The following is a 23,088-nucleotide window of genomic DNA, read 5'->3' as shown; positions in this document are numbered from 1 at the left end:
CGGGAGCCGGGAGTGACGCACAATGGGGGCGGACTATCCCCGGACGGATCACGACCATCGCCACGGCGCGCGCACTGCTGTTCTGGCTGCTGGTGTCCGTCTCCATGCCGGTCGCCGCCGGCCCGTGGTGGCTGTTCGGCCCGGCCGCGGACAACGCCGGCGCCGAGCTGACGGTCTACGAGGCCGCCGAGGTGGTCTGGTGGCCCACGAGCCAGGTCCAGGTGGACCGCTGGTCGACGAGCCAGCAGCGCCTGCGCCACGTCGATTTCCGGGGCGGCACCTTCTGGCTGCGCCACCGGTTCCGCAGCACGGGCGACGGCGGTCGGTACGTGGTGATGCCCGGGAACACCTTCTTCCACACGGCGGAAGTCCGCGTGTACGGGCCCGACGGGGTGCAGGCGGGCACCGTCGGCATCGGCCAGCCCTCCTCGCACGTCATGCACCAGGGCGTGGCCGTCGTGCTGAGGCCCGACACCGACTACGACGTGCTGGTGCGGATGAAGACCCCGCTCTTCACCTCGCTGCCGCGGGTCGACATCTACGGCGCGGAGGCCTTCACCCAGCGCGTCCGCAACGAGACCCTGCTGTTCGGACTGGCCCTCGGCGGCCTGCTCGCCCTGGGCGTGTACAACCTGCTGATTGGCGCATGGACCCGCTCGTCGGCCTACGTCTACTACGGCGGCCAATCCCTTTGCCTCGTGCTGGGCTGGGCGTTCTATTTCGGCCTGCCCTACCAGTGGTTCGGTTGGCGCGACCTCACGATCAACTACTCGGTCTTCTTCATCGCATTGACGGCGCTGCACGCGGGCTTCTGCCGGAGCTTCCTGCAACTTCCCAAGCTCGACCCGAAACTGGCCCACATGGCGGACGGGCTGATGGTGCTGTCGGCGATCGGCCTGCTCGGCGCCTTGACGATGCCGGGCACCGCGCACCTGTGGGCCACCGTCCTCGTCGGCCTCGCGATCGCGTTCGCCGTGGGCTCCAGCGTCTGGGCGCTGCTCAATGGCGTCACCCAGGCGCGCTTCATGCTCGCCGGCTACCTCGCCATCCTGATTCCCGGCATCGTCATCCTCCCGGCCAACCTCGGGATGATGGAAGACATCATCGACAACGCCGACCTGCTCGTGCTGATCGGCAACGCCGTCGAGGCGATGCTGCTCGCGGTCGCGCTGGCCGACCGCGTTAAATCCGTGGAGGCCTCCCGCGAAACCTTCCGCGTGGGCATGCAGGCCGCGCTGCGCCAAGCCAGCACCGACCCGCTCACCGGGCTGCAGAACCGCTACGCCTTCAACCTTCGCTTCGAGGAGATCCTCGACTCCGACAAGGCCCTGCTGGCGAACGGCATCCTCGTCGCGATGATCGACCTCGACGGGCTGAAGACCATCAACGACCTGGAAGGCCACGCCCGCGGCGATGCCCTGCTCTGCGCCGTCGCGCAGGGGCTGCGCGACATCGCGACGCCGAACGCCGAGGTCTACCGGCTCGGTGGCGACGAGTACGCCGTGTTGCTGCTGGCCGGCGACCAGCTCTCCACGCAGCGCCTTAGCCGCGAACTGCAACGCGTCGAGATGGAAGTGCGGGCGACGGGGTTCCCGCAGGCCGGCCTGAGCTTCGGCATCGCCACCTCCGACCGCGCCCTGCCGACCAGCCGGCATCTGGCCCAGCTGCTCGAAGTCGCGGACCAGCGGATGTACGAGAACAAGGCCACGCGCAAGGCGATCCGCACCGGCCACCGCTCGGCCTAGTCCGGCGCACCACCACACGCAGCACCCACAGGGGAATTCCATGGCGACATCGGCGACATCGCGGCCCGGCAGCTGTGCGACACGAACCCTCGTCGGCGCCATCGCGCTCGGATTGGCCGGCAGCGTGCTCGGCAGCGGCTTCACCGTGCAGTCGCAGAGCGCGGCCGCGATCGCGAACGGACACGGTGGCGTGGCGCGGGCCGACGACGCCTCGGTGGCCCTGTTGAATCCCGCCCTCGCCACGCGCTTCGACACGCCGCAGACCAGTCTCGCACTGGGCGGCATCGCGCTGACGGCGGACTTCGACAACCGCCAGAGCCTCTCCGCCGTCGGCACGCCGGCCCTCGGCCCGGCCAGCTCCAGCGCCGATGGCGCGGCGCCGCTGCTCAGCGTGTTCCACACGCGGCCGCTGACGGCGCGCAGCGCGTTCACCGTCGCGCTGTACACGCCCTTCGGCCTGTCCACCGACTACGACCCGGACTGGGTCGGGCGCTACCAGGTGCAGACCGCCCAGCTGAAGACGTTGGCGGTGAGCCCGGCGCTGGCCTTCGAACTCGGCGAGCGCTGGTCGGCCAGCGTCGGCCTCACGGCCGTCCGCGGCCAAACCAAGCTGATCAGCGCGGTGGACTTCGGCACCGTCTGCTTCGCGGCGATCGGCCCGGCGGCCTGCGTGCCGGCGAACATCCTGCCGCAGGGCCGCGATGGCACGGCGCGCATCGACGCCGAGGGCAACGGCTTCGGCTGGACGGCCTCGCTGGCGTGGCAGGCCTCGGAGCACCTGCGCTTCGGTGCCCACCTGCGTTCGAAGATCGATCTCGACGTCGACGGCGAGACCTCGTTCCGCAACCCGGTGCTGCCCGGCCCGTTCGCCGCGCTGACGCAGACGCCCGCCACCAGCAACGGCGGCGTGGCCTCGACCCTGGTGTTGCCGGAAATCGCCAGCGTCGGCCTCGCCTACGACCTCGGGGACAGCACGCAGCTGGTCGCCGACGTGATCTGGACGCGCTGGAGCCGCCTGCAGGACATCCGCCTGCGCTACACCAATGGCGCCGCCGACAGCGTCATCCCCTTCGCTTGGCAGAACACCCGCAAGTTCGGCCTCGGCCTGAACCATCGCAGCAGCGCGCGCATGCAATGGAAGGGCGGCGTCGAATGGGAATCGAGCGCGGTCAGCGATGCCAACCGCAATGCCATCGTCCCGGACAGTGATCGCGTCTTCGTCGGTGGCGGCTTCCGCTACACGCTGGCCGACCGGCGCAGCGTGGACGTCGCGCTCGGAGCCATCCGCTTCGCCCGCAGCACGATCGACCGGGACATCGTTGGCGCTGGCCGCCTGCGCGGCGACTACGCGCTCGATTCGCTGCACCTCGGCGTGCAATACAACTGGCACTGAGGCCCTGACGGCGCGGCGTCGCGGCAGCCTCGCGACGTCCGCTTGAGCCCGAGGGGCGCGAACGACGACACTCCGGGGCTCCTCGACCCGGATCGCGCCATGCCCAACCCCACGCAGCGCCCGCCGTTCCTCTATCCCCCCGGCTCGGTGCTGATGCACTCGCCGCTCGATCTGAAGAACGCCCAGATGTTCGGCTTCTGGGTGGAGGGCACGCTGGCCGCCCTGCAGGCCAGCGTCGACCAGACGCTCAACGTCTGCACACAGGGCAAGATGCAGTTCAAGGTGCTGACGCCCTTCGTCATGCTCACCTTCACCAACGTGGCGCACGCGAACAGCCAGTTCCCCGCGGATGCCGCAAAGGGCTGGGGCCAGGAGACCGACATCATCACCTGGGTGATGGTGGGCCAGGTGCCGGCCGGCAGCACCGAGATCGAGCACGTCTACTTCTACCCGATGCACATCTGGGTGAACGACGCGATGGCGCTGATCAACGGGCGCGAGCTGTTCGGTTATCCGAAGTACGAGTGCACGTACACGATGCCCGCGACGGTCGGCGACCCGCTGGCGTTCACGTTGGCGGCCAAGGGCTTCCAGCCCTTCTCGCCGGGCACCGAACTGGCGCTGCATCCGCTGCTCGAGGTGAACGGCACGGCCGCACCGCGGCCGATCGCCGGCTGGGTGCAGTGGCTCACCGAGATGCTCACCTTCCTGCGCTCGCTGCCGGGCTTCTGGCAGTTCGGCGAAGGCGCTTGGGCGCAGCTGCTCGGCATGCTCACCTCGCCGCGCGTCGACCAGCTGTTCCTGAAGCAGTTCCCCGATTCCGCCGGCGAACGCGCGGTGTACCAGGCCATCGTCACCGCGCCGGCCGCCGTGCAGAAGGTGCACAGCGTGCACCTGTTCGACGACTCGGCCACGCTGAACCTGCACGCCTTCGACAGTTTCCCGCTTAAGGAATCGCTGGGCTGGACACTCGGCACGCAGCCGGCGCTGATGCCCTTCGCCGTGAACTTCGATTTCGTGGTGAGCGCGGGCGAGGAACTCGTCGACAACTCGGTGGTGCAGAAGAAGAAGATCGCCATCCTCGGCGGCGGCGTCGGCGCGATGACGGCGGCGTTCTGGCTGACGAACCAGCCGGACTGGACCAACCGCTTCGAGATCGACGTCTATCAGATGGGTTGGCGCCTCGGCGGCAAGGGCGCGAGCGGGCGCAACGCCGAGGTGGGCGAGCGCATCGAGGAGCACGGCCTGCACATCTGGTTCGGCTTCTACGACAACGCCTTCGACGTGATGCAGCAGACCTATGCCGCGCTGGGCCGACCGGCCGGCACGCCGCTGGCCACGTGGCAGGACGCGTTCAAGCCGCAGCAGTTCATCAGCCTCGCCGAATCGCTCGGCCCGCCGGGCCCGGACACGCGCAGCGGCCCGTGGTCGATGTGGAACATCGACGTGCCGCTGAAACCGGGGCAGCCGGGCCACCATTCGGAGGCCATCAGCCTGTGGTCGGCGCTCACAACGCTGCTGGCGTGGATCCGCCAGGGCCTGTCCGACATTCGCGCGCAGCACGTGGCCGACGCCAACCAGCACGGCTTCACCGCCGACGCCAACGGCGCCCACGCCTCGTGGCTGCATCGGCTTGCCGGCGCGGTGGAGGCCGACGTGGAACACCTCGCGGCCGACGTGCACCACGCGCTCGCCGCGTTCGAGCAGTTCATCGCCGCGCTGCCCGAGGCCATCGAGCAACACGACGCCGACGACCATGCGCTGCTGCGCGACGCCCTGCGCGGCCTGCGCGCGTGGCTGGGCGGCCTGGTTTCGGAGGCGATGGCGACGAACGACACGCTGCGCCGCCTCTTCATCATGGTCGACCTGGGCGCCACCTGCAGCATCGGCATGCTCGAGGACGGCGTGCTGAAGAACGGCTTCGAGGCGATCAACGACATCGACTTCTACGCGTGGCTGAAGAAGCACGGCGCCAACGAACGCTGGACCGTGTACAGCGCGCCGGTGCGAGGCTTCTACGACCTCGTCTTCGCCTACGAGAACGGTGATTTCAGCCGCCCCAACATCGAGGCCGGCACCATGCTGCGCGGCATGATGAAGGTGGCCATGTGCTACCACGGCGGCATCATGTTCAAGATGCAGGCCGGCATGGGCGACACCGTGTTCGGGCCGATCTACGAAGTGTTGAAGCGCCGCGGCGTGCGCTTCCACTTCTTCCACAAGGTGCTGGGCCTGACGCCGGGCACGGCCGATGGGGCGAAGGTCGTGGATCGCATCGAACTGCAGCAGCAGCTCCCCGGCACGGCGGACTACGTGCCCCTGCGCCCGGTGCAGGGCCTCGATTGCTGGCCCTCGACGCCGAAGTACGAGCTGCTTGATCCACGCGAAGCGGCCCTGCTGCAGGCGAACAACATCAACCTTGAAAGCCACTGGTCGCCGTGGCCGCAGGTGTACGAAGCCCACTTCGGCACGCCGCTGCCGCAGCGCACGCTGCAGCGCGGCGTCGATTTCGACCTCGTGGTGTACGGGCTGTCGGTCGCCAGCCTCGCCGACGTCGCCGCGCCCCTGCTGCCACTCAGCCCCGGCCTTGCGGCATGCAGCAATGCGGTGCAGGCGGTGGCGACGCAGGCTTACCAGGTGTGGTGCAACCAGGACATCGCGCAGCTCGGCTGGACGACGCTCTCACCCAGCGGGCAGGAGCCGGTGCTCTCGGCCTTCAGCGAGCCGTATGACACCTGGGCGCCGATGGACCAGCTGCTGGTGCGCGAGCAGTGGCCCGCCGGGCAGCAGCCGCGCAACGTCTCGTACTTCTGCTCCGCGATGCCAGTCGCCTCGTACCCGCCGAGCAGCGATGCCGGCTTCCCCGCTGCCATCGCGGCGCAGGCGAAGCAGAACGCCATCGCCCAGCTGGAGCAACGCATCGGCACCCTGTGGCCGAACGCCGTGACGCCGGCCGGTTTCGACTGGTCGTTGCTCGTCGATTTGAACAACGGAAACGGCGTCGCGCGCTTCGACGGCCAGTACTGGCGCGGCAATGTCGATCCCTCCGAGCGCTACGTGCTCAGCGTGGTGAACAGCAGCCGGTACCGCCTGCACGCCGACCAGTCCGGCTTCGGCAACCTGTTCCTCGCTGGCGACTGGCTGAAGACCGGCCTCGACGCCGGCTGCGTGGAAGCCGCGACGATGGGCGGCATGCAGGCGGCGCGCGCGATCGGCGGCTACCCCGCGGTGATCCGCGGCGAAGGCGGTTTCTAGGTGCTGCTGACCGCACTCGCCGGCGCCTGCACGGCCTTCGCCGCCTTGCTGGCGGTGGCCCTGGTCACCGCCCCCTCGCGGATGGTGATGCCTTGGAGCGCACGCGTGGGTGGCGCGGTGATGCTGGCCGGCCTGACGCTGACGGCGTGGCAGCACGTCGGCCTCGCCGCTCTCGGCGCGACCGACGCCCCGCCCTGGTCCTATGGGGCGGGGCTGTTCGCGCAAAGCTGGGGCTTCTATGCGCTGCTTTCCGGCGTGCTGCAGCCAGCCGATCGGCGGCGCGGGCTGGTGATCGCGGGTGGGGCACTCAGCGCTGCGCTGGCCGTGCTGGTACCACCCATCTGGGCCATCCCGGTGTCCCTCACCCTCGGCACCGCCTACGCGCTGCACCTTGGGGCCTTGGTCTACCGGCTGCGCGCGACCCGGCGCTGGTTCCGTGTCGAGCTGCCGGTGGTGCTCGCCTTCGCGGTGATGGGCCTCGGGGTCGGCGTGGCCGGTGCACTCACCCCGCGAGCCATCCCTTGGGACCTGTTCGCCCTCGCCTACTCGGTGCAGATGGCCGCGGGCTTCCTGCTGGTCTCGGCCCTGCTGCTGCTCGTGCCCGACCTCGCCACCAAGACGCAGGAGGCCGTGAGCACCAGCTACGCGCAGAGCTCGCTGGGCCGGGTGGACGTGGCGCAGGCGACGGAGCGCCTGAGGCGGCTGTTCGAGGACGAGCACCTATACCGCGACGAGGACCTCGGCCTCGCCAAGCTGGCCCGTCGGGTCGACCTCAGCCCGCACCAGCTTTCCGAGCTGCTCAACGTCCGCTTCGGCGAGAGCTTCTCGAAGTTCGTCCGCCGGCACCGCGTGGCGGCGGCCAGCCGGATGCTGATCGACGAACCGCGGGCCTCGGTGCTGTCGGTCGGGCTATCGGTCGGTTTCGGCTCGCAATCGACGTTCTACGCCGCGTTCAAGGAGGAAACCGGCCTCGTGCCGGGCGAGTTCCGGCGCCGGAATCTCCCGTCCGATCATTCCGGAAACGTGCAAGTGGTTGATTGAAAAGGAACGGGTCGGCGACCTGTTCCGCGGCGATCATTCCGGAAGCGGGCCTCGCGGGCCGACGCCATCGTGGCGTCGAACCCACTGCGGAGACCCGCCATGTACGCCCCGACCCCTGCCCTGACCCCCAACGACTTCGTCGTCGTCCACGCCGCCTACGCCATCTACCTGCTCGTCTCGATCGCACTGACGGTCTGGGTGGCGCGGGTGCTCTCCAGCACCGGCGAAACCTTCCTCGTGCGCTGCTTCGGCCACGACGAAGACCTGGCCCGCTCCACCAACCGGCTGCTGGTGATCGGCTTCTACCTCGTCAATCTCGGCTTCATCAGCCTGCGGCTCGGGAATTGGACCCCCGGCTACGACAACCTGATCGGCGAGCTTGGCGTGCGCATCGGCGTGACCCTGCTGGTGCTCGGCGGGATGCACTTCTTCAACATGCTGATGATCGCCCGCATGGGCCGCACGATCCGCGGCTGGATCGCCGACTACGGCCCCGAAGCGAACGAGCCGCCGGCAATGCCGCGCTGAGGGGGCAGCCATGAACTTCGCCCTCGCAACGCTCGCCGCGATCGCCGTGCAGCCGCTGTGGTTGTTCGCTTGGCTGAGCGTGCCCAGCCTGATGGGGGGCGGCTCCGCGCCGCCCCTCTCCGACTTCGCCGGGATCGCCCTGTTGACCGCCCTCGTCGCGACACCGTTCGTCCTGCTGATCGGGCTTCCGTCGGGACTGATCCTCAGGAACACGCGTCGACGGGGGCTCTGGCTGGCGATGATCGGCTTCGCGGCCGCGGCCTTGCCGGCCAGCGGCGACGTGCTGTGGAACGGCGGGCAGTCGCTGCGCGAACTCGAGGCCCTGCTGCCGATGCTCGTCCTCGGCTCGCATGGCCTCGCCGGGGCGCTCGCCTTCAACGCCGTCTTGCGCGGGTTCGAGCGTGACGCGGGTGAAGCTCAGAACGCCTCGTCGAAGGCCACCTCGCCCTCCACGCCCACCTGGTAGGCGCTGACCCGGCGCTCGAAGAAGTTGGTCAGCTCCTGCACGTCCTGCAGGTCCATGAAAGGGAACGGGTTGCGCGCCCCGGTCTTGGCCTTCAGACCGAGCTGCACGCGGCGCTGGTCGGCGACGTAGTCGAGGTACTCGCGCATGTCCTTCAACGAGAGCCCGGCCATGCCGCCGGCCAGTACGTCCTCGGCGAAGGCCAGCTCGACCGCGACGGCTTCGTCGAGCATGCGGTCGACGTCGGCGGCCCACTCGGCATCGCACAGCGCCGGTTCTTCCTCGCGCGCCGTCTCCAGCACCGCCATGGCGAAGGCCATGTGGGCGCTCTCGTCGCGGAACACCCAGTTGGTGCCCGAGGCGAGGCCGTGCAGCAGGCCGCGCGAGCGCAGGTAGTAGACGTAGGCGAAGGCCGCGAAGAAAAACAGCCCTTCGATGCAGGCGGCGAAGCAGGCGAGGTTGAGCAGGAAGCGCCGGCGGTCGGCCGGCGTGTCGAGGCGTTCCAGCGACTGGATCGAATCGATCCAGCGGAAGCAGAACGCCGCCTTGGCCTGGATGCTCGGGATGCTCTCCACGGCCGCGAAGGCCTTCGCGCGCTCCGCCGGATCGGGCAGGTAGGCGTCGAGCAGCGTCAGGTAGAACTGCACGTGCAGCGCTTCCTCGTAGAGCTGGCGCGAGAGGTACATGCGCGCTTCCGGCGCGTTGATGTGCTTGTAGAGGTTCAGCACCAGGTTGTTCGCCACGATCGAATCGCCGGTGGCGAAGAAAGCCACCAGCCGCTGGATCAGGTGGCGCTCCGCCGGCCCAAGCTTGGTGGCGAGGTCCTGCACGTCGGGCGCGAAGTCGACCTCCTCCACCGTCCAGGTGTTGCGGATGGCGTCGCGGTACATCGCGAAGAACTGCGGGTAGCGCATCGGCCGCAGGGTCAGGTCGAAGCCCGGGTCGAGGAGTTTCGGGGTCATGGCGGCGCTCACTGGCAGGCCTCGCAGCTTCCGGGGTTCTCGAGCGAGCACACGACGGCCGCGGTGTCGTCGGGTGCGGCGGCGGCGCGGGCCGCGACGGTGGTCTTGGCGATCTTCGTGGCCGGGCGCGAGCGCAGGTAGTAGGTCGTCTTGAGGCCCTGCTTCCACGCGTACATGTACATCGAGCTCAGGGCGCCGATGCTCGGGCTCTCGATGAACAGGTTCAGCGAGGCGCTCTGGTCGATGTACGGGCCACGCGCGGCCTGCAGGTCGATCAGCGCGCGCATCGGCAGCTCCCAAGCGGTACGGTAGATGTGCCGAAGCGTTTCGGGGATCTCGCTGATGCCGGCGATCGAGCCTTCCGCCTGCTTGATGCGATCGCGCACCTCGGGCGTCCACAGGCCGAGGCGCTTGAGCTCCTCGACGAGATGGCGGTTCACCTGCAGGAAATCGCCGGACAGCGTCTCGCGCTTGAACAGGTTGCTGACCTGCGGCTCGATGCACTCGTAGCAACCGGCGATCGAGGCGATCGTCGCCGTCGGCGCGATGGCCACCAGCAGCGAGTTGCGCAGGCCGTGGCGGGCGATGCGCGCCTTCAGGGCCTCCCAGCGTGGCTCGTCCGGGGGCGTCACGCCCCAGAGGTCGAACTGCAGGCGGCCGTCGGCGGCATGCGTCTCGGCGAACGCGGGATGCGCGCCCTGCGCTTCGGCGAGCTCGCAGCTGGCCGACAGCGCATGGAAGTAGATCTCGGCGCTGATCCGCGTCGACAGCGCCTTTGCCTCTGCGCTGTCGAAGGGCAGGCGCAAGGCGAAGAACACGTCCTGCAGGCCCATCAGCCCGAGGCCCACCGGGCGCCAACGCGCGTTCGAGGCTGCGGCCTCGGGGATCGGGTAGAAGTTGAGGTCGATGACGCGATCGAGCTGCCGCACCGCGGCACGCGCGGTCTCGCCGAGGCGCTCGAAGTCGACACCACCCTCGCTGAGGTGCTGGGCGAGGTTGATCGAGCCGAGGTTGCACACCGCGGTGTGCTGCGCGGACGTCACCTCGAGGATCTCGGTGCACAGGTTGGAGAGATGCACCACGTTGCCCGCACGCGCCGCCTGGTTGCAGGTGGCATTGGCGCGATCCTTGAAGTTCATCCAGCCGTTCCCGGTCTGGGCCAGCGTTCGCGTCATCCGCGCGTAGAGGTCGCGGGCGCGCACCTGCTTGCGGGCCAGCCCACGCGCCTCGGCGCCCGCATAGGCACGCTCGAAGTCGGCACCGTGCAGATCGGCGAGTTCCGACACGTCGCTCGGGTTGAACAGCGACCATGCCGCATCGGCCTCGACACGACGCATGAAGAGATCGGGCACCCAATGCGCGAGGTTGAGGTTGTGCGTGCGCCGGGCCTCGTCGCCGGTGTTGTCGCGGAGTTCGAGGAATTCCTCGATGTCGGCGTGCCAAGTCTCGAGGTACACACAAGCCGCGCCCTTGCGCTTGCCGCCCTGATTCACCGCCGCCACCGAGGCGTCCAGTGTCTTCAGCCAGGCGACGATGCCGTTCGAGAGGCCATTGGTACCGCGGATCAGCGCGCCGCGCGAGCGGATGCGCGTGAACGAGAGCCCGATGCCGCCGGCGAACTTCGACAGCCGCGCGACGTCGGTGTAGGCCTTGTAGATGCCTTCCAGTGAATCTTCCGGCGAGTCGAGCAGGAAGCAGCTCGACAGCTGCTCGTGGCGCGTGCCGCTGTTGAACAGCGTGGGCGAACTGGGCAGGTATTCGAGGCGCGCCATGCGCTCGTAGAGCTCGATCGCCTCGGCCACCGAGGCCGACAGTGCGACCGCGATACGCAGGAAGAAGTGCTGCGGCGTCTCGATGACGAGCCGCGTCTCCGGGTGCCGCAGCAGGTAGCGGTCGTAGACCGTGCGCAGGCCGAAGTAGTCGAAGCGGGCGTCGTGCCCGCGGTCGGCGGCGTCGTTCAGCTTCCGTGCGTTGGCCTGCACGAAGCCCAACAGGCGCTCGTTGACGAGGCCGAGCTCGGCGCCGCGCTGCACGCTCTGCGAGAAGGCGTGGATGCCCTGCCCACCCACCTCCTTCTCGACCACTGCCGCGAGCAGGCGCGCGGCAAGGCGGCCGTACTCGGGCTCTTCGGCCGTCAGCAGCGCGGCCGTTCGGATCGACAGTTCGTCGAGCTCGCGGGTGCTGGCGCCGTCGTAGAGGCCCGAGATCGTTCGGGTCGCGACGCGCATCGGATCGACGGCGTGCAAGCCCTCGGCACAGCGCTGGATGGCGCGGACGATCTTGGTGAGGTCGACCGGCTCGCGGCGTCCGTCGCGCTTGGTGACGGTCATGGCCGGCGCGTGGTGGGGCGGGCGAAGGTCGAAGGTTTCGGCGGCGCGCAGGCGCTCGCCATCGACGGCGTGGGCCGTCGCGGTGGAGGTGCTCATCGGTGGTTCTCCGTGGTGGAGCACGGGCCGCCACGCCTCCCTCGGGCGCGACGCGCAGGCACGACGACGGCGAACGGCACGGCGTGGCTTCGCCGTGGAGCTGGCCGGCGTCGCCCCCGCGGGCGACAGGCCCATCGCCGGGCCCGGATCACCGCACGCCACGCGTTGTGCTTCGCGCGGCGGGTCGGCAGGTCTTCGGGCTCGCGGACACGGACGGGGCCACCGTCCACCTACTGGCCGTCGCTTCCCGGGCGATGAGTCCCCCAGTGCATTGACGGCGGTCGTTTCCACATACCGCTGCGGGGCAGCCCCGGAATCGCACCGGGTTCCCTTTTCATCCCGGGCGCGAACCCGGGAACCGACGACCGCAGCCTATGGGGGTCGATCCGATCCGTCAACACAAGATCTTGTGCGACGCTCGCGCCGGGGCGAGTCGACGCGCGGGATCAGCGCCTCGCGAGGAAGGCCTGCAGCGCCGCCACGGTGCGCGCCGGATCCTCTTCCTGCGGCACGTGGCCGAGGTCGTCGAACACCACGAGCTCGCTGCCCGGGAGCGCGGCGTGGAAACGCTCGCCCGCCGCGAGCGGGATCAGCCGGTCGCGCGCGCCCCAGAGGATCAGCGTGGGCTGCGTGATGGCCGACACCGGCTGCGTGCTGGCGGGCTCGCGACGACCGCCGAAGCGCGACATCAGGGCCGCGCGATTGCCTTCGCGCGTGGCGAGGTCGAAGTAGCGGTCGACGAGTTCGGGCGTCACCTTCGATGGATCGCCGTAGACGTTGCGGAGGCTGGATTCGATCACCGACCGCGGCAGCACGCGTTCCAGCACCGGGGCCGCCCAGGACATCCGCGCCAGGCGGAAACCGATCGGCACCGAGCGCGGCGCAGTGGCGGCCGAGGCCGCCGTGTCGGGGGCCGGCGCGCCCGAGGCATCCACCAGCACGAGGCCGACGACGCGCTCCGGGTGCGCCAGCGCGGCCTGCCAGGCGATGCCGCCGCCGTAGGAATTGCCGCCCACGATCGCGCGCTCGACGCCAAGACGATCGAGCACGGCCAGCAGCACATCGACCTGCCGCTTCATCGAGTAATCGTGGTCCGGGTCCGGGCCCGTCAGGCCGAAGCCGGGCAGGTCGTAGCGGATCACGCGGCGCGTCGGTACGAGCGCCTCGGTCCAACCTTGCCAGGTGTGCAGCGAATCGCCGGTGCCGTGCAGCAGCACGATCGGCGTCGGATCGTCGCGCGGGCCCTCGTCACGCAGGTGCAGCGGCAGGCCGAGGATCGGCTCGATGCGCGAGGGCGGCGCGCCCCATCGCGCCATCAGCGCCTCGGCCGGTTGATCAGGCGCCCAAGCCCAGGCCACGAGGCCACCCGCAGCGACCAGCACCACGAGCGCGAGCACGGCGAATCCCTTCAGCAGGCGGCGCAGCCATCGACGAAGCATCGTGAACCTCGGCAAGGGGGCAATCTCGCCACTCTAGCGAGGGCCTCCCTCAGCCGCGTGGCCAGGGCGCGAAGTTCCGCGGTGCTTCGGCGGGGGAGTTGATGCCGTGCACATGGCCATGGTCGAGGCCCGCGCGCGTTTCCGCGACGGCGAGGCCGGCCATCGCGCCCACGCCCATGGCCACCGGCAGCGCGCGCAGACGCCACCAGCGCGCCCCTTGGGCGGGATGGCGGCGCAGCCCGGGCAACAGGGCGAACAGGGCGAGGTAGAGGAAACCACCGGCCGCGACGGGCGACAGCCATTGCAACGCGGGCTCCGCCGCCGGTCCGGCCACGAGGCCGGCCAAGGCGCCGACGAACACGCTGGCCGCGCTGCCGAGGTTCGCCCCCGCGGCCTCGCGCGGGCTGTAACCGGCATCCACCAGGATCGCGTAGTCGCCGAGTTCCTGTGGAAGCTCATGGGCGAGGATGGCTACCACGGTGGCGATGCCGAGTACCGGCGAGGTTGCGAACGCCAGCGCGATCAGCAAGCCATCGCCGAGGTTGTGAAGCGCATCGCCACCGAGCGACACCGCGGCCGTGCCCGCTGGACGAACGGCCGAAGGAAGCAGGCGGCGCAGCGTCGCGAACAGCCCAAAGCCGGCTGCGGCGAGCATCACCGTGGGCGCCAGTCCCATCGCATCGACGGCATGCGGCACCAGGTGCAGCAGCGCGTCGCCGGCGAGCACCCCGATGGCGAGGGCGATCAGGGGCGGGATCCAGCGCTGCCGTTGCACCGCGGTGCGCAGCAACAGCGGCCCGACCAGCGCCATCGAAGCCACGAGGGCACAGCCGACGAGCGTCGCCCCCCACCATCCCCAACCCTCGAGTCCGGCGTTCATCCGTCGATGGCGGCCAGGAGTCGTGGGCCGGCCGGATCGCGCGGCGGCGAGCGGTGGAACTGCGCGGGCCCATCGCCGAGCGTCCCTCGCATAAGCAGCACCCATCCCGCCTCGCAACGCCAGACGGCGTCCGGTTCGAGCACGTGATCATTGCTGCCGTCCGCCGGCCGCTGCGGGTCGATTGCCGAGGCGGGAAGGCACTCCGTTCCCGGCCCGGCGTACGTGCAAAGCAAGCGGGAGGTGACGTGGTCGGCATGGAAGCGCCGGCAGCCATCATCGACGAGGCGCTCGATGCGCAGGCGGCGTCCCACGCCGGGATGCAGTAGCGCGTGCAAAGCCAACAGTTGCCGGAGATCGCGCGCGAGCGCCTGCGGGAATGGATGCGCCCAACCGTCGAGGGCGGCCAGAACGGCCACATCGGTGCGAAGGTCGTCGACCGGCACCACCACGCGGACCAGCGGCCCCGGGCGAAGCGCTTGCACCTCGGCGTCCACATCGGGTGCGAGAGCGCGACGCCAGACCGCCGAGGCAATCGGCTCCGACGAAAAACGGCGAAGCACCGCGGCGCTATCGCCGAACGCCACTTCCGCGGTCCGCCCGCCGTCAGCGGGCATCGCGTTCCGCCCGTTCGAACCACTCCAGAACCCGAACGTGGTGCGCGCCACCGTAATGGCGAACGAACTGCTGGGTGTGGTGCGACGCCGGATCGCGCAAGTCGGCGAGCCGCGCCGCGATGAAGTCGCGGGTCAACGGAAGGCCGCAATCGTGCTCGATGCAGCGGCGCCAGTCGGCATAGGTGCTGGGGATCATGGGGGCTCTCGGTCGAATGGGCATCGGGGCACGGCCCCGAAGGCATGGTAGAATGTTACTTTATAACATCGCATACCTGCCCATGGACCCTCGCCTCCCCGTCACCGTGCTGTCCGGCTTCCTCGGCGCCGGCAAGACCACCCTGCTGAACCACGTGCTCCGCAACCGCGAGGGCAAGCGCGTCGCCGTGATCGTCAACGACATGAGCGAGGTGAACATCGATGCCCAGCTGGTCCGCGACGGCGGCGCCGAGCTGTCGCGCACCGAAGAGAAGCTGGTCGAGTTCAGCAACGGCTGCATCTGCTGCACGCTGCGCGACGACCTGCGCGACGAAGTGAAGCGCCTCGCCGCCGAGAACCGCTTCGACTACCTGCTGATCGAATCCACGGGAATCGGCGAACCGATGCCGGTCGCGGCCACCTTCGCGGTGCGCGGCGAAGACGGCTTCTCGCTCTCGGACGTGGCGCGCCTCGACACCATGGTGACCGTGGTCGACGCCGAGACCTTCACCCGCGACTTCTGCTCGCCGGACCGCCTCGCCGACCGCGGCATGGTCGCCGGCCCCGACGACCAGCGCGGGCTCGTGAACCTCCTGGCCGAACAGGTCGAGTTCGCCGACGTCATCCTCGTCAACAAGACCGACCGCGCCGGCGCCGAGACGACGCAGCAGGTGAAGCAGGTGATCCGCGCGCTGAACCGCGACGCCGAGATCGTCGAGACCACGCACAGCGCCGTGACCCTCGACCGCGTGCTCGGCACCGGCCGCTTCGACTTCGTGAAGGCCCAGCTGGCCCCCGGCTGGATGAAGGAACTTCGCGGCGAGCACACGCCGGAGACCGAGGAATACGGCATCACCAGCTTCGTCTACCGCGCGCGCCGGCCCTTCCACCCGCAGCGCTTCTTCCGCCTGATCAACGAGGGCTTGGGCGGCGTGATCCGCAGCAAGGGCTTCTTCTGGCTGGCGACACGGATGGACTGGGTGGGAGAACTCTCCACCGTCGGCGGCGCGACGCAGCACGAGGCCGCCGGCTTCTGGTTCGCCGCCCGCGATCGCGTCGACCAGCGTCGCGTCGGTGAACGCCTGCGCACGGGCGAGCGCGTCACCGCCCCGCTGCCGGAAGCGCACCTCGTCCACGACGAGAACGAATACGCCGCGATGAAGCGGCTGTGGGACCCGGCTTGGGGCGACCGTCGCCAGGAGCTCGCCGTCATCGGCGTCGGCCTCGACGAAAAGCGCGTCCGCGAAGAGCTCGACGCCTGCCTGCTCACCGACCGCGAAATGCGCCTCGGCCCCGCCGGTTGGCAGGGACTGCCCGACCCCTTCCCGCGCTGGCGGATGGGCGGCGCGGAGGACTGAGCGCGTCGCGCGCCCTCCGCTCATCGCCTATCTCTCTTTCTCCGCCTTCTTCTCCTTCTCCTCGCTCTATTTCCCCATGCCAAACATGCCCACGCCCCGCCTTACCCAGCTCGCCGCCGCTCTCGCGCTCGCCCTGTCGTCGACCGCCCTCGCCAACCCCGCCGACGAAGCGCGCCGCCTCGACACCGTCGTCGTCATCGGTGAAGCCACCGAGACGCCCGAACTCGATCTGCAGGGCTCGCTCGACGTCATCGGTCGCAGCGAGATCGGCTACGAGAACGTCAACGACACCAGCGCGCTGTTCAACAAGATCCCGGGCCTGTACATCGCCCGCTACAACCAGGGCCTGGTGAACTCGGACATCGCCATCCGCGGCTTCTCCGGCGATGGCGAAACCCCGCACGTGAAGCTGCTCATCGACGGCGTGCCGATGAACCTGCACAACGGCTTCGGCGAGATGGACCAGCTGTTCCCGACCGGCATCGAGTCGATCACGGTGTTCAAGGGCACCAGCGACCCCACGGTGGGCCTGCTCGCCATTGCCGGGAACGTGCGCATCCAGACCCGCGAAGATGTGGCGCGCGAACTGCGTCTGGCCTACGGCAGCTTTGGTGCCCGCGAGCTGCAGGCCTACGCCGGATTCGAGGACGGCCCGGTGACCCACAGCTACACGATCGGCTGGCGGCAGACGGAGGGCTATCGCGACAGTATGGACCTCGACAAGCGAGCCTTTGGCGGGCGTTGGGCACTCGCCATCAATGACGACACCACGCTGCGCGCCATCGTCCGCACGGCGCGCTACGACGGCGACTCGCCGGGCTACCTCACGCTCGCGGAATCGCGGGCGAATCCGCGCCAGTCGGCGAGCTATGCCAACCAGGACGGCGGCGACAAGCACGTGCAGCACGGCAGCCTGCACTTCGACCAGCGCATCAACGACGCCTTGAGCTGGTCGGCCAAGGCCTACATCAACCATTTCGAGCGCGAACGCTGGGTGCGATTCTCCGCGGCGCAGGCGCTGCAGAACCGCTTCGACGACCAGGACCAGCAGGGCCTGCTCGTGTCGGCGCGCTGGGCCATCGACCCGAACTGGACGCTGGATGGCGGCGTGGACGCGGAGACGCAGGACGTCATCGAACAGCGCTTCGGCACCCTTGGCCAGCGGCGCGTCCGCGACAGCGCCGCCGTGCTGCGCAACCGGGATTTCACCTTCAGCCACTGGGGCGCGTGGACGCGGATCGGCTTCCGCGACGACGACCGCTGGGGCGCGAACGTCGCGCTGCGCGCCGACCGCATCGGCGGCGACTACCTGCAGTTCAACGCGGCCGGTGTGCCGTCGGCGCGCGACATCCTCGACTTCGGGACGATCGTGCAGCCGAAGTTCAATGCCTTCGTGGCGCTGGGCGAGGACGCCCAGCTCTTTGCCAATGCCGGGCGCAGCTTCCAGCACCCGCTGTTCGCCGATGCGTTCACGGCGGGCAATCGCCGGGCCCGCGATGTCTCGATCAACGACGGCTGGGAAATCGGCGGCACGTGGCAACCCGCGGCGGGCGCGCAGCTGCGCCTGTCGTACTGGGAGCAGACCGCGAAGGACGAGTTCGTGCTCGTCGACGGCACGGCACAGAACGTTGGCGAGACCGCCCGCAAGGGCTGGGACCTCGCCGCCGACTGGCGCATCGACGAGCGCTGGTCGCTGTGGGGCAACCTCACCACCGTCGACAGCGCCATCGTCCGCCCGGCCTCGAACCGTCGCGCCTTCATCGGCAACGAACTGCGCGGCATCCCAGACCGCACCGCCTCGCTGGGCCTGAGCCTGCGCGCCACCGACACGCTGACCGCACGCGTGCACCTCGACCACCAGGGCGACTACGTCGTCAACGAAGCCAACCTCGGCGGCCAGTTCGGTGGCTTCACCCTGCTGCATGCCAGCGTCGAGCAGCGCTTCGGCTGGGGCGTGCTCGCCCTGCAGCTCAACAACCTGACCGATCGCTTCCACGAGTACGTGTTCGACTTCAGCGAAGACGGCAGCAACACCATCCACTCGCCGGGCGACGGCCGCAACGCCACGCTCTCGGCCACCATCGAGTTCTGAGCATGGCGGTGATCGACCTGATGCCTCGCCCACCGGCCCTCGACGTGCGTGGCCTCGTCGCCGGCTACGGCGGCGAGCCCGTCCTGCAGGACGTGTCCTTGCGCCTGCAGGCGGGCGAACTGCTGGCCGTGCTCGGCGGCAATGGCGCCGGCAAGTCGACCCTGCTGAAGGTGTTGCTGGGCCTGCTGCCCCCGCAGTCGGGCCAGGTCAGCGTGTTCGGCCTTGCCCCGTCGGTCGATCCGGTGGCCGCCCGCGCGATGCTCGCCTACGTGCCGGAGAACGTCGCGGTCTACCCGCACCTCGACGGGTTGGAGAACCTCCGTTACCTGCTCGGTCTCGCCGGCCGGCGCCCCGACGAGGCGGGGCTCGCCCTCGCCCTGCGGGAGGTCGATCTGCCGGAAGCGGCGTGGCGCAAGCGCGCGGCGCTCTACTCGAAAGGCATGCGGCAGAAGCTACTGATCGCGCTGGCCCTGCTGCGCGAAGCGCCGCTGCTGCTGCTCGACGAACCGGCCTCCGGCCTGGACCCGGAAGCCACCGACCAACTGGCCGCCCTGCTCTCGCGGCTTCGGGATGCGGGGCGGGCGATCCTGATGGTGAGCCATGACCTCGAAGCCACGAGCGCCATCGCCGATCGCTACGTCTTCCTCGCGAAAGGGCGGGTGCTGCGCGAGGGCTCGGACCTTGCCGCACTCGGCGCCGACGCGGCGGCCCTGCGCACGCTCTACGCGCGCCGGGCGGACCTCGCCCCATGAGTGCGCCGCACCGCACGGCGTCGATCGCCGGCAACGAGCTGCGCCGGCTGCTGCGCGAACGGCTGGCGCGCACGCTGGGCCTGCTCGGCGCGTGCCTGATGCTGCTGTCGCTGGGGCTCGGGCTGGTGCGCGAAGGGCAGACCGCGGAGCGGCAGGGCGACTACGCCGCCCGCGCGGATCAAGACTGGAACGCGCAGCCTGATCGCCATCCGCATCGCGTGGTGCACGCCGGCGATTTCGTGTTCAAGACACCGGGGCCGCTGGCGCGCATCGACTGGGGCATCGAATCGCAGGTCGGGCGCAGCGTGTTCCTCGAGGGGCATCGGCAGAACACGGCGAACTTCAGCGATGCGGCGCTCTCCGGCGGCCTGCTGCGTCTGGGCGACCTCTCGCCCTCGCTGGTGGTGCAGCAGTGGCTGCCGCTGCTGGTGCTTCTGGCCGGTGCGGCGTCACTGGCCGGCGAACGGCAGAGCGGCGTGCTCGCCACCAGCCTGATCGGCGGCGCGCGCGGCACGGAACTGCTGTTCGGCAAGGCCGCCGCGCTGTGGGGCTTCGGCCTGCTGATGGCGGTGCCCGCCTTCCTCGCGCTCCTGTGGGCGGCTGCCACGCAGCCGGCACTGGCCGCGCGAGCGGCCGGCCTCGGTGCCGGCTTCGCGGCCATCTTGGGCCTGGCGGCCATCGGCACGGTGCTCGTTTCGAGCCTCGCACGCAGCGTGCTCGGCGCCCTGCTGGCCGGCGTCGTCGCGTGGTTCGCGCTGGTAGCCGTCGCGCCGCGCGCGGTCGCGAGCTGGGCCGAGCTCAGCCTGCCCGCACCGACGCAGGCCGAGGTCGAGCAGCGCATCGCCGTGGCACTCGCAAAGGTCGGCGACGCGCACGACCCCAACAGCGCGCACTTCGCCGCGTTCCGCCAGCGCGTGCTCGACAAGTACGGCGCTTCCCGCGTGGAGGACTTGCCGGTGAACTTCGGCGGCCTGGTGATGCTCGAAGGCGAGCGCCTGACGACGGCAGCCATTGCCGCAGAGGTCGACCGCCAGCGCGATGCGTGGCAGGCCCAAGTCGACCGCGCGACGGCCTTCAGCTGGGCCCTCCCGACGCTCGCGATCCGCCATGCGGCCCAGGCCTTCGCCGGCACCGACCTCGCGCATCATCGTGATTTCCTCGACCAGGCCGAGCGCCGCCGCTTCGCCACGGTGCAGGCCCTGAACCAGCTGCATGCCACCCGCATCGCCGCATTGAACGATCGCGACCAGAAGCTCGACGCCTCGCAATGGGCCGACATCCCACGCGCCGAAATCGCGCTCCCCTCGCTGCGCTCGACGGCGCCGGCGCTCGCCGCGAGCGTGGCGCCGGTCGGCGTGTGGCTGCTGCTCGGCCTGCTCGCCTTGGCGTGGCTTGGTCGTCGACTGGAGCGCCGCGCATGAACCTGGAATTGCGACTGCTGCTGCGTTCGCCCCTGCTCATCGCCGCGGCCCTCGCCGCGGCCCTGGTCACCACGCTGGCGCTGCTGGCCGGCATCGCGCAGGTCCGCCACGTCGATGCGGCGATGCACGACGCCGTGGCCTTCGATGCCCGAGCACTGGACGATGCCCGCGCAAGGGCGCACGACGCGCCGCTTGATGCAGGCATGTTCGGCTACGGAACCCTGTTCGCCGTGCCGCACCCGCCGGCCTCCGGCGCCTGGTTCAACCTCGGCGACACGCTCGCCCAACCTGCCGTGCAGCGCCTCCGCCTGCTGGGCCTGCAAGGCCAAGTGCACGATGGCACCGGCGGCAATCCTGCCGCGCGAGCCGCCGGCACCTTCGACGCCGCCTTCGTCGTGGCCGTGCTGTTGCCCTTGCTCGCGGTGGCGGTGTTCGCGCCCTTGGCCGCGGAAGAACGCGAAGCACGGCGCGACGGGCTGCTTGCGGCGCTCGTCGCGTCACCCCGTTCCTTCTGGTTGAAGCGCGTCGTCGCGCGCAGTCTGGTCGTGCTGGTGCCGGTTCTGGGACCGATCCTCGTCGCGCTGCTGGCGATGGATGCCTCACTGGCCCTCAGCCTCGGCGTGATGGGCGGTGCCACGCTCTACGCGCTCGGCTGGATCGGCCTCTGCGCCACGCTCGCGCTGCGCCTGAGCGGTGGCAGCGACGCCGTGGCGACGCGCCTCGTCGCGCTGTGGGCACTCGCTGCCCTCGTGCTGCCCGCGCTCGGCGGCCTCGCGCTCGATCGAATGGCGCCGGCGGTACCCGGCAGCGCCATCGCCCTCGCCCACCGCGACGCGGTCAACGGGGCCTGGGACCGGCCGAAGGACGAGACCTTCGAGGCCTTCTTCGCCCATCACCCCGAGTGGCGCGGCACGCCACCGGTGACCGGACGTTTCCATTGGAAGTGGTACTTCGCCTTCCATTCGGTGGCCGATTGGCGCGTCGAGCCCTTGCTCATCGAAGCAAGGGCCGCGAAGCGCGATCGCCAGCGCGCGCGCGATGCGCTCGGATGGCTGCTGCCGACGGTCGCCCTGCAGAACCTGTTCGACGGCCTCAGCGACCAGGGCATCGAAGGCGACGCGGCGCGACAAAGGGCGGCACGCCGCTTCCACGACGAACTGCGCGTCGCGTTCTATCCCTTCGTGTTCGAAGAGCGGCTGATCGGCGCGTCGGACATCGCGGCGCTGCCGACGCCCGCGCCCAGCGTGCGCGAACTACGGCACCGACCCGCCGCTTGGGGGGCGCTGGCCCTATTCGCCTTGCTTGGGCTCGGCGCCCTGTGGCGAAGCGCTCGGCGGATCGGCTGAAGGCGATGCCCCCCGCGGCACCCATGCGGCCGGCGCCTCGGCCGCGCCGGGTGCCTTGGGCTTCGCCTTGGCCCACGCCACGAAACTGCGCGGCGGCGTGGGCGGCGGAGACGAGGCGTCGGCATTGGCCGTTGCCTCGTCCGCGGGCTCCGGCGGCGGCTCGGGCGGCGATTCCTCGTCCTCAAGGCCATTGAGGCTCTGGTAGCGGTGCGCGCCGGCGAAGAGCGCGGACATCGGCCCGTAGCCGTGGGACAGTCCGTCGAGCTCACAAGCGGTCGCCGGAGGGGCCGCGCCGATCAGCAGGACCATGGCCAGCAGACGGAGCCCACGGGGCGCGAGGCGCGAACGAGGCATCGGAGTCATGGCAGGTCCCCTTCGAGGGCGGCGCCCTGTTGCAAGGCGGTCTCCCGCCGGATGTGCGGCGTTTCGCGCTGCCGCGCCGCTTCGTTCCAGAGCTGCTCGACGAGAATCGGCTCGCGTTGCGCGAACGACGCAGAGAACACGAGGAAGTAGCCGCGAGGCTGGAGCACCGATGGCGCGGCCTCCAGGCCGTCGAGCGCGCCCGCCTGTTGGCGCAACGAGGCGTACTGCGGTTCGGCGACCAGCGCGCCGCCCAAGCGGCCGTTGCGCAGCTTGGCCAGCATCGCCGTCACGTCGGGGTGGTTGTCGTCGGTGTCGGCACCACCGGCCCGCGCGAACGAGGCCGAACTGTGGCCGCGCTCGACACCGATCGGGCCCACGAGCTCGACGAAGCGCTGGCCGTCGATGTCCACGGCGTCGCCGCGTCGCCGCAACAGGCGGTAGCCCTGGCCGAACAGACGTCGCGAGTCGTCCGGACGGCCCTGCGCATCGCGGGGATAGACGAGATCCAGCGCGCGCTCGGGCGTGAAGCTGGCCCCGAGGATCGCGTCGGCTTCGCCGCGCGAGGCGAGGATGAGGCAACGCACCCACGGCAGCGGCTGCAGTTCGAAGCGCAAGGCCGGCTTGGCCGCCACGATGGCCCTCATCAGTTGCAGGGAGAAATGCCCGCCGTCCGGCGGGCCCAGCTGGTCGTTGTAGCAGACGCGAACAAGGGGCCCGGGCATCGCGCCACCGCTCGTCGCCGGGGCGGTGGCTCCCGCAGCGGCCGCCAGCCCGAAGGCAAGCACCGCGAAGAGGCGGACCGCCACCCTCATCCC

At 70.1% G+C, this 23,088-nt stretch carries 19 protein-coding genes and 1 riboswitch; of the genes, 11 read left to right on the top strand and 8 right to left on the bottom strand.

Going from position 1 to position 23,088, the window contains the following annotated elements; translation table 11 throughout:
- The first annotated feature begins 104 nt into the window (after positions 1 to 104).
- From O9255_RS11600 to O9255_RS11575, 6 genes are all read left to right on the top strand, one after another.
- Positions 105 to 1,745, top strand: coding sequence for a diguanylate cyclase (locus O9255_RS11600; protein ID WP_297867021.1), 1,641 nt, complete (start codon positions 105 to 107; stop codon positions 1,743 to 1,745).
- 40 nt (positions 1,746 to 1,785) lie between these two features.
- Positions 1,786 to 3,138: an outer membrane protein transport protein gene (locus tag O9255_RS11595; RefSeq protein ID WP_297867020.1), complete on the top strand. Its 1,353-nt coding sequence runs from the start codon at positions 1,786 to 1,788 to the stop codon at positions 3,136 to 3,138.
- 99 nt (positions 3,139 to 3,237) lie between these two features.
- A complete protein-coding gene (locus O9255_RS11590; protein ID WP_297867019.1) occupies positions 3,238 to 6,393 on the top strand; it encodes an NAD(P)-binding protein in 3,156 nt (1,051 codons plus the stop codon).
- Positions 6,394 to 7,434, top strand: a complete 1,041-nt coding sequence (locus O9255_RS11585; protein WP_297867018.1) for a helix-turn-helix domain-containing protein — start codon at positions 6,394 to 6,396, stop codon at positions 7,432 to 7,434.
- 99 nt (positions 7,435 to 7,533) lie between these two features.
- Positions 7,534 to 7,962 (top strand): hypothetical protein, encoded by a 429-nt coding sequence (locus O9255_RS11580; protein WP_297867017.1) that lies wholly within the window; start codon positions 7,534 to 7,536, stop codon positions 7,960 to 7,962.
- A 10-nt stretch (positions 7,963 to 7,972) separates the two neighbouring features.
- Positions 7,973 to 8,428 carry a hypothetical protein gene (locus tag O9255_RS11575; protein WP_297867016.1) on the top strand — a complete coding sequence of 152 codons (456 nt, stop codon included), beginning with the start codon at positions 7,973 to 7,975 and terminating at the stop codon, positions 8,426 to 8,428.
- Here O9255_RS11575 and O9255_RS11570 read toward each other — a convergent pair.
- The 6 genes from O9255_RS11570 to O9255_RS11545 form a co-directional block, all read right to left on the bottom strand.
- Positions 8,380 to 9,387, bottom strand: coding sequence for a ribonucleotide-diphosphate reductase subunit beta (locus O9255_RS11570; RefSeq protein ID WP_297867015.1), 1,008 nt, complete (start codon positions 9,385 to 9,387; stop codon positions 8,380 to 8,382). The genes O9255_RS11575 and O9255_RS11570 overlap by 49 nt on opposite strands.
- Positions 9,388 to 9,395: 8 nt before the next feature.
- Positions 9,396 to 11,717 (bottom strand): ribonucleoside-diphosphate reductase subunit alpha, encoded by a 2,322-nt coding sequence (locus O9255_RS11565; protein WP_297867126.1) that lies wholly within the window; start codon positions 11,715 to 11,717, stop codon positions 9,396 to 9,398.
- 264 nt (positions 11,718 to 11,981) lie between these two features.
- A riboswitch (cobalamin riboswitch) is annotated at positions 11,982 to 12,191 on the bottom strand.
- A gap of 68 nt (positions 12,192 to 12,259) precedes the next feature.
- Positions 12,260 to 13,252: an alpha/beta hydrolase gene (locus O9255_RS11560; RefSeq protein ID WP_297867014.1), complete on the bottom strand. Its 993-nt coding sequence runs from the start codon at positions 13,250 to 13,252 to the stop codon at positions 12,260 to 12,262.
- 49 nt (positions 13,253 to 13,301) lie between these two features.
- On the bottom strand, positions 13,302 to 14,132 hold the full coding sequence (locus O9255_RS11555) for a ZIP family metal transporter (protein ID WP_297867013.1): 831 nt from the start codon (positions 14,130 to 14,132) through the stop codon (positions 13,302 to 13,304).
- Positions 14,129 to 14,746, bottom strand: coding sequence for a DUF1826 domain-containing protein (locus O9255_RS11550; protein WP_297867012.1), 618 nt, complete (start codon positions 14,744 to 14,746; stop codon positions 14,129 to 14,131). The genes O9255_RS11555 and O9255_RS11550 overlap by 4 nt, the downstream gene beginning before the upstream one ends.
- Positions 14,736 to 14,942, bottom strand: a complete 207-nt coding sequence (locus O9255_RS11545) for a hypothetical protein (protein WP_297867011.1) — start codon at positions 14,940 to 14,942, stop codon at positions 14,736 to 14,738. Before O9255_RS11545 ends, O9255_RS11550 begins: the two co-directional genes overlap by 11 nt.
- A gap of 82 nt (positions 14,943 to 15,024) precedes the next feature.
- Between O9255_RS11545 and O9255_RS11540 the strand changes: the two genes are divergently transcribed.
- From O9255_RS11540 to O9255_RS11520, 5 genes are all read left to right on the top strand, one after another.
- Complete coding sequence (locus O9255_RS11540) at positions 15,025 to 16,299, top strand: GTP-binding protein (protein WP_297867010.1); 1,275 nt, start codon at positions 15,025 to 15,027, stop codon at positions 16,297 to 16,299.
- 85 nt (positions 16,300 to 16,384) lie between these two features.
- Positions 16,385 to 18,391 carry a TonB-dependent receptor plug domain-containing protein gene (locus tag O9255_RS11535; RefSeq protein WP_297867009.1) on the top strand — a complete coding sequence of 669 codons (2,007 nt, stop codon included), beginning with the start codon at positions 16,385 to 16,387 and terminating at the stop codon, positions 18,389 to 18,391.
- A 2-nt stretch (positions 18,392 to 18,393) separates the two neighbouring features.
- On the top strand, positions 18,394 to 19,143 hold the full coding sequence (locus tag O9255_RS11530; RefSeq protein WP_297867008.1) for an ABC transporter ATP-binding protein: 750 nt from the start codon (positions 18,394 to 18,396) through the stop codon (positions 19,141 to 19,143).
- A complete protein-coding gene (locus O9255_RS11525) occupies positions 19,140 to 20,564 on the top strand; it encodes a DUF3526 domain-containing protein (protein ID WP_297867007.1) in 1,425 nt (474 codons plus the stop codon). Before O9255_RS11530 ends, O9255_RS11525 begins: the two co-directional genes overlap by 4 nt.
- Entirely contained in the window at positions 20,561 to 21,910 is a 1,350-nt protein-coding gene (locus O9255_RS11520) for a DUF3526 domain-containing protein (protein WP_297867006.1), read from the top strand. The genes O9255_RS11525 and O9255_RS11520 overlap by 4 nt, the downstream gene beginning before the upstream one ends.
- On the opposite strand, the gene O9255_RS11515 is transcribed toward O9255_RS11520, so the two are convergent.
- Together O9255_RS11515 and O9255_RS11510 are read right to left on the bottom strand one after the other, a co-directional pair.
- The gene (locus O9255_RS11515; protein WP_297867005.1) at positions 21,854 to 22,273 is read right to left on the bottom strand and encodes a hypothetical protein; all 420 of its coding nucleotides are present in this window, start codon (positions 22,271 to 22,273) and stop codon (positions 21,854 to 21,856) included. The genes O9255_RS11520 and O9255_RS11515 overlap by 57 nt on opposite strands.
- Positions 22,270 to 23,085, bottom strand: coding sequence for a transporter substrate-binding domain-containing protein (locus O9255_RS11510; RefSeq protein ID WP_297867004.1), 816 nt, complete (start codon positions 23,083 to 23,085; stop codon positions 22,270 to 22,272). Before O9255_RS11510 ends, O9255_RS11515 begins: the two co-directional genes overlap by 4 nt.
- Between the last annotated feature and the right edge of the window lie 3 nt (positions 23,086 to 23,088).

This window comes from Silanimonas sp., from assembly GCF_027530345.1.
GTDB lineage: Bacteria > Pseudomonadota > Gammaproteobacteria > Xanthomonadales > Xanthomonadaceae > Silanimonas.
The sequence above is the reverse complement of the archived record's forward strand: the minus strand, read 5'-3'. Positions and strand labels throughout refer to the sequence as shown.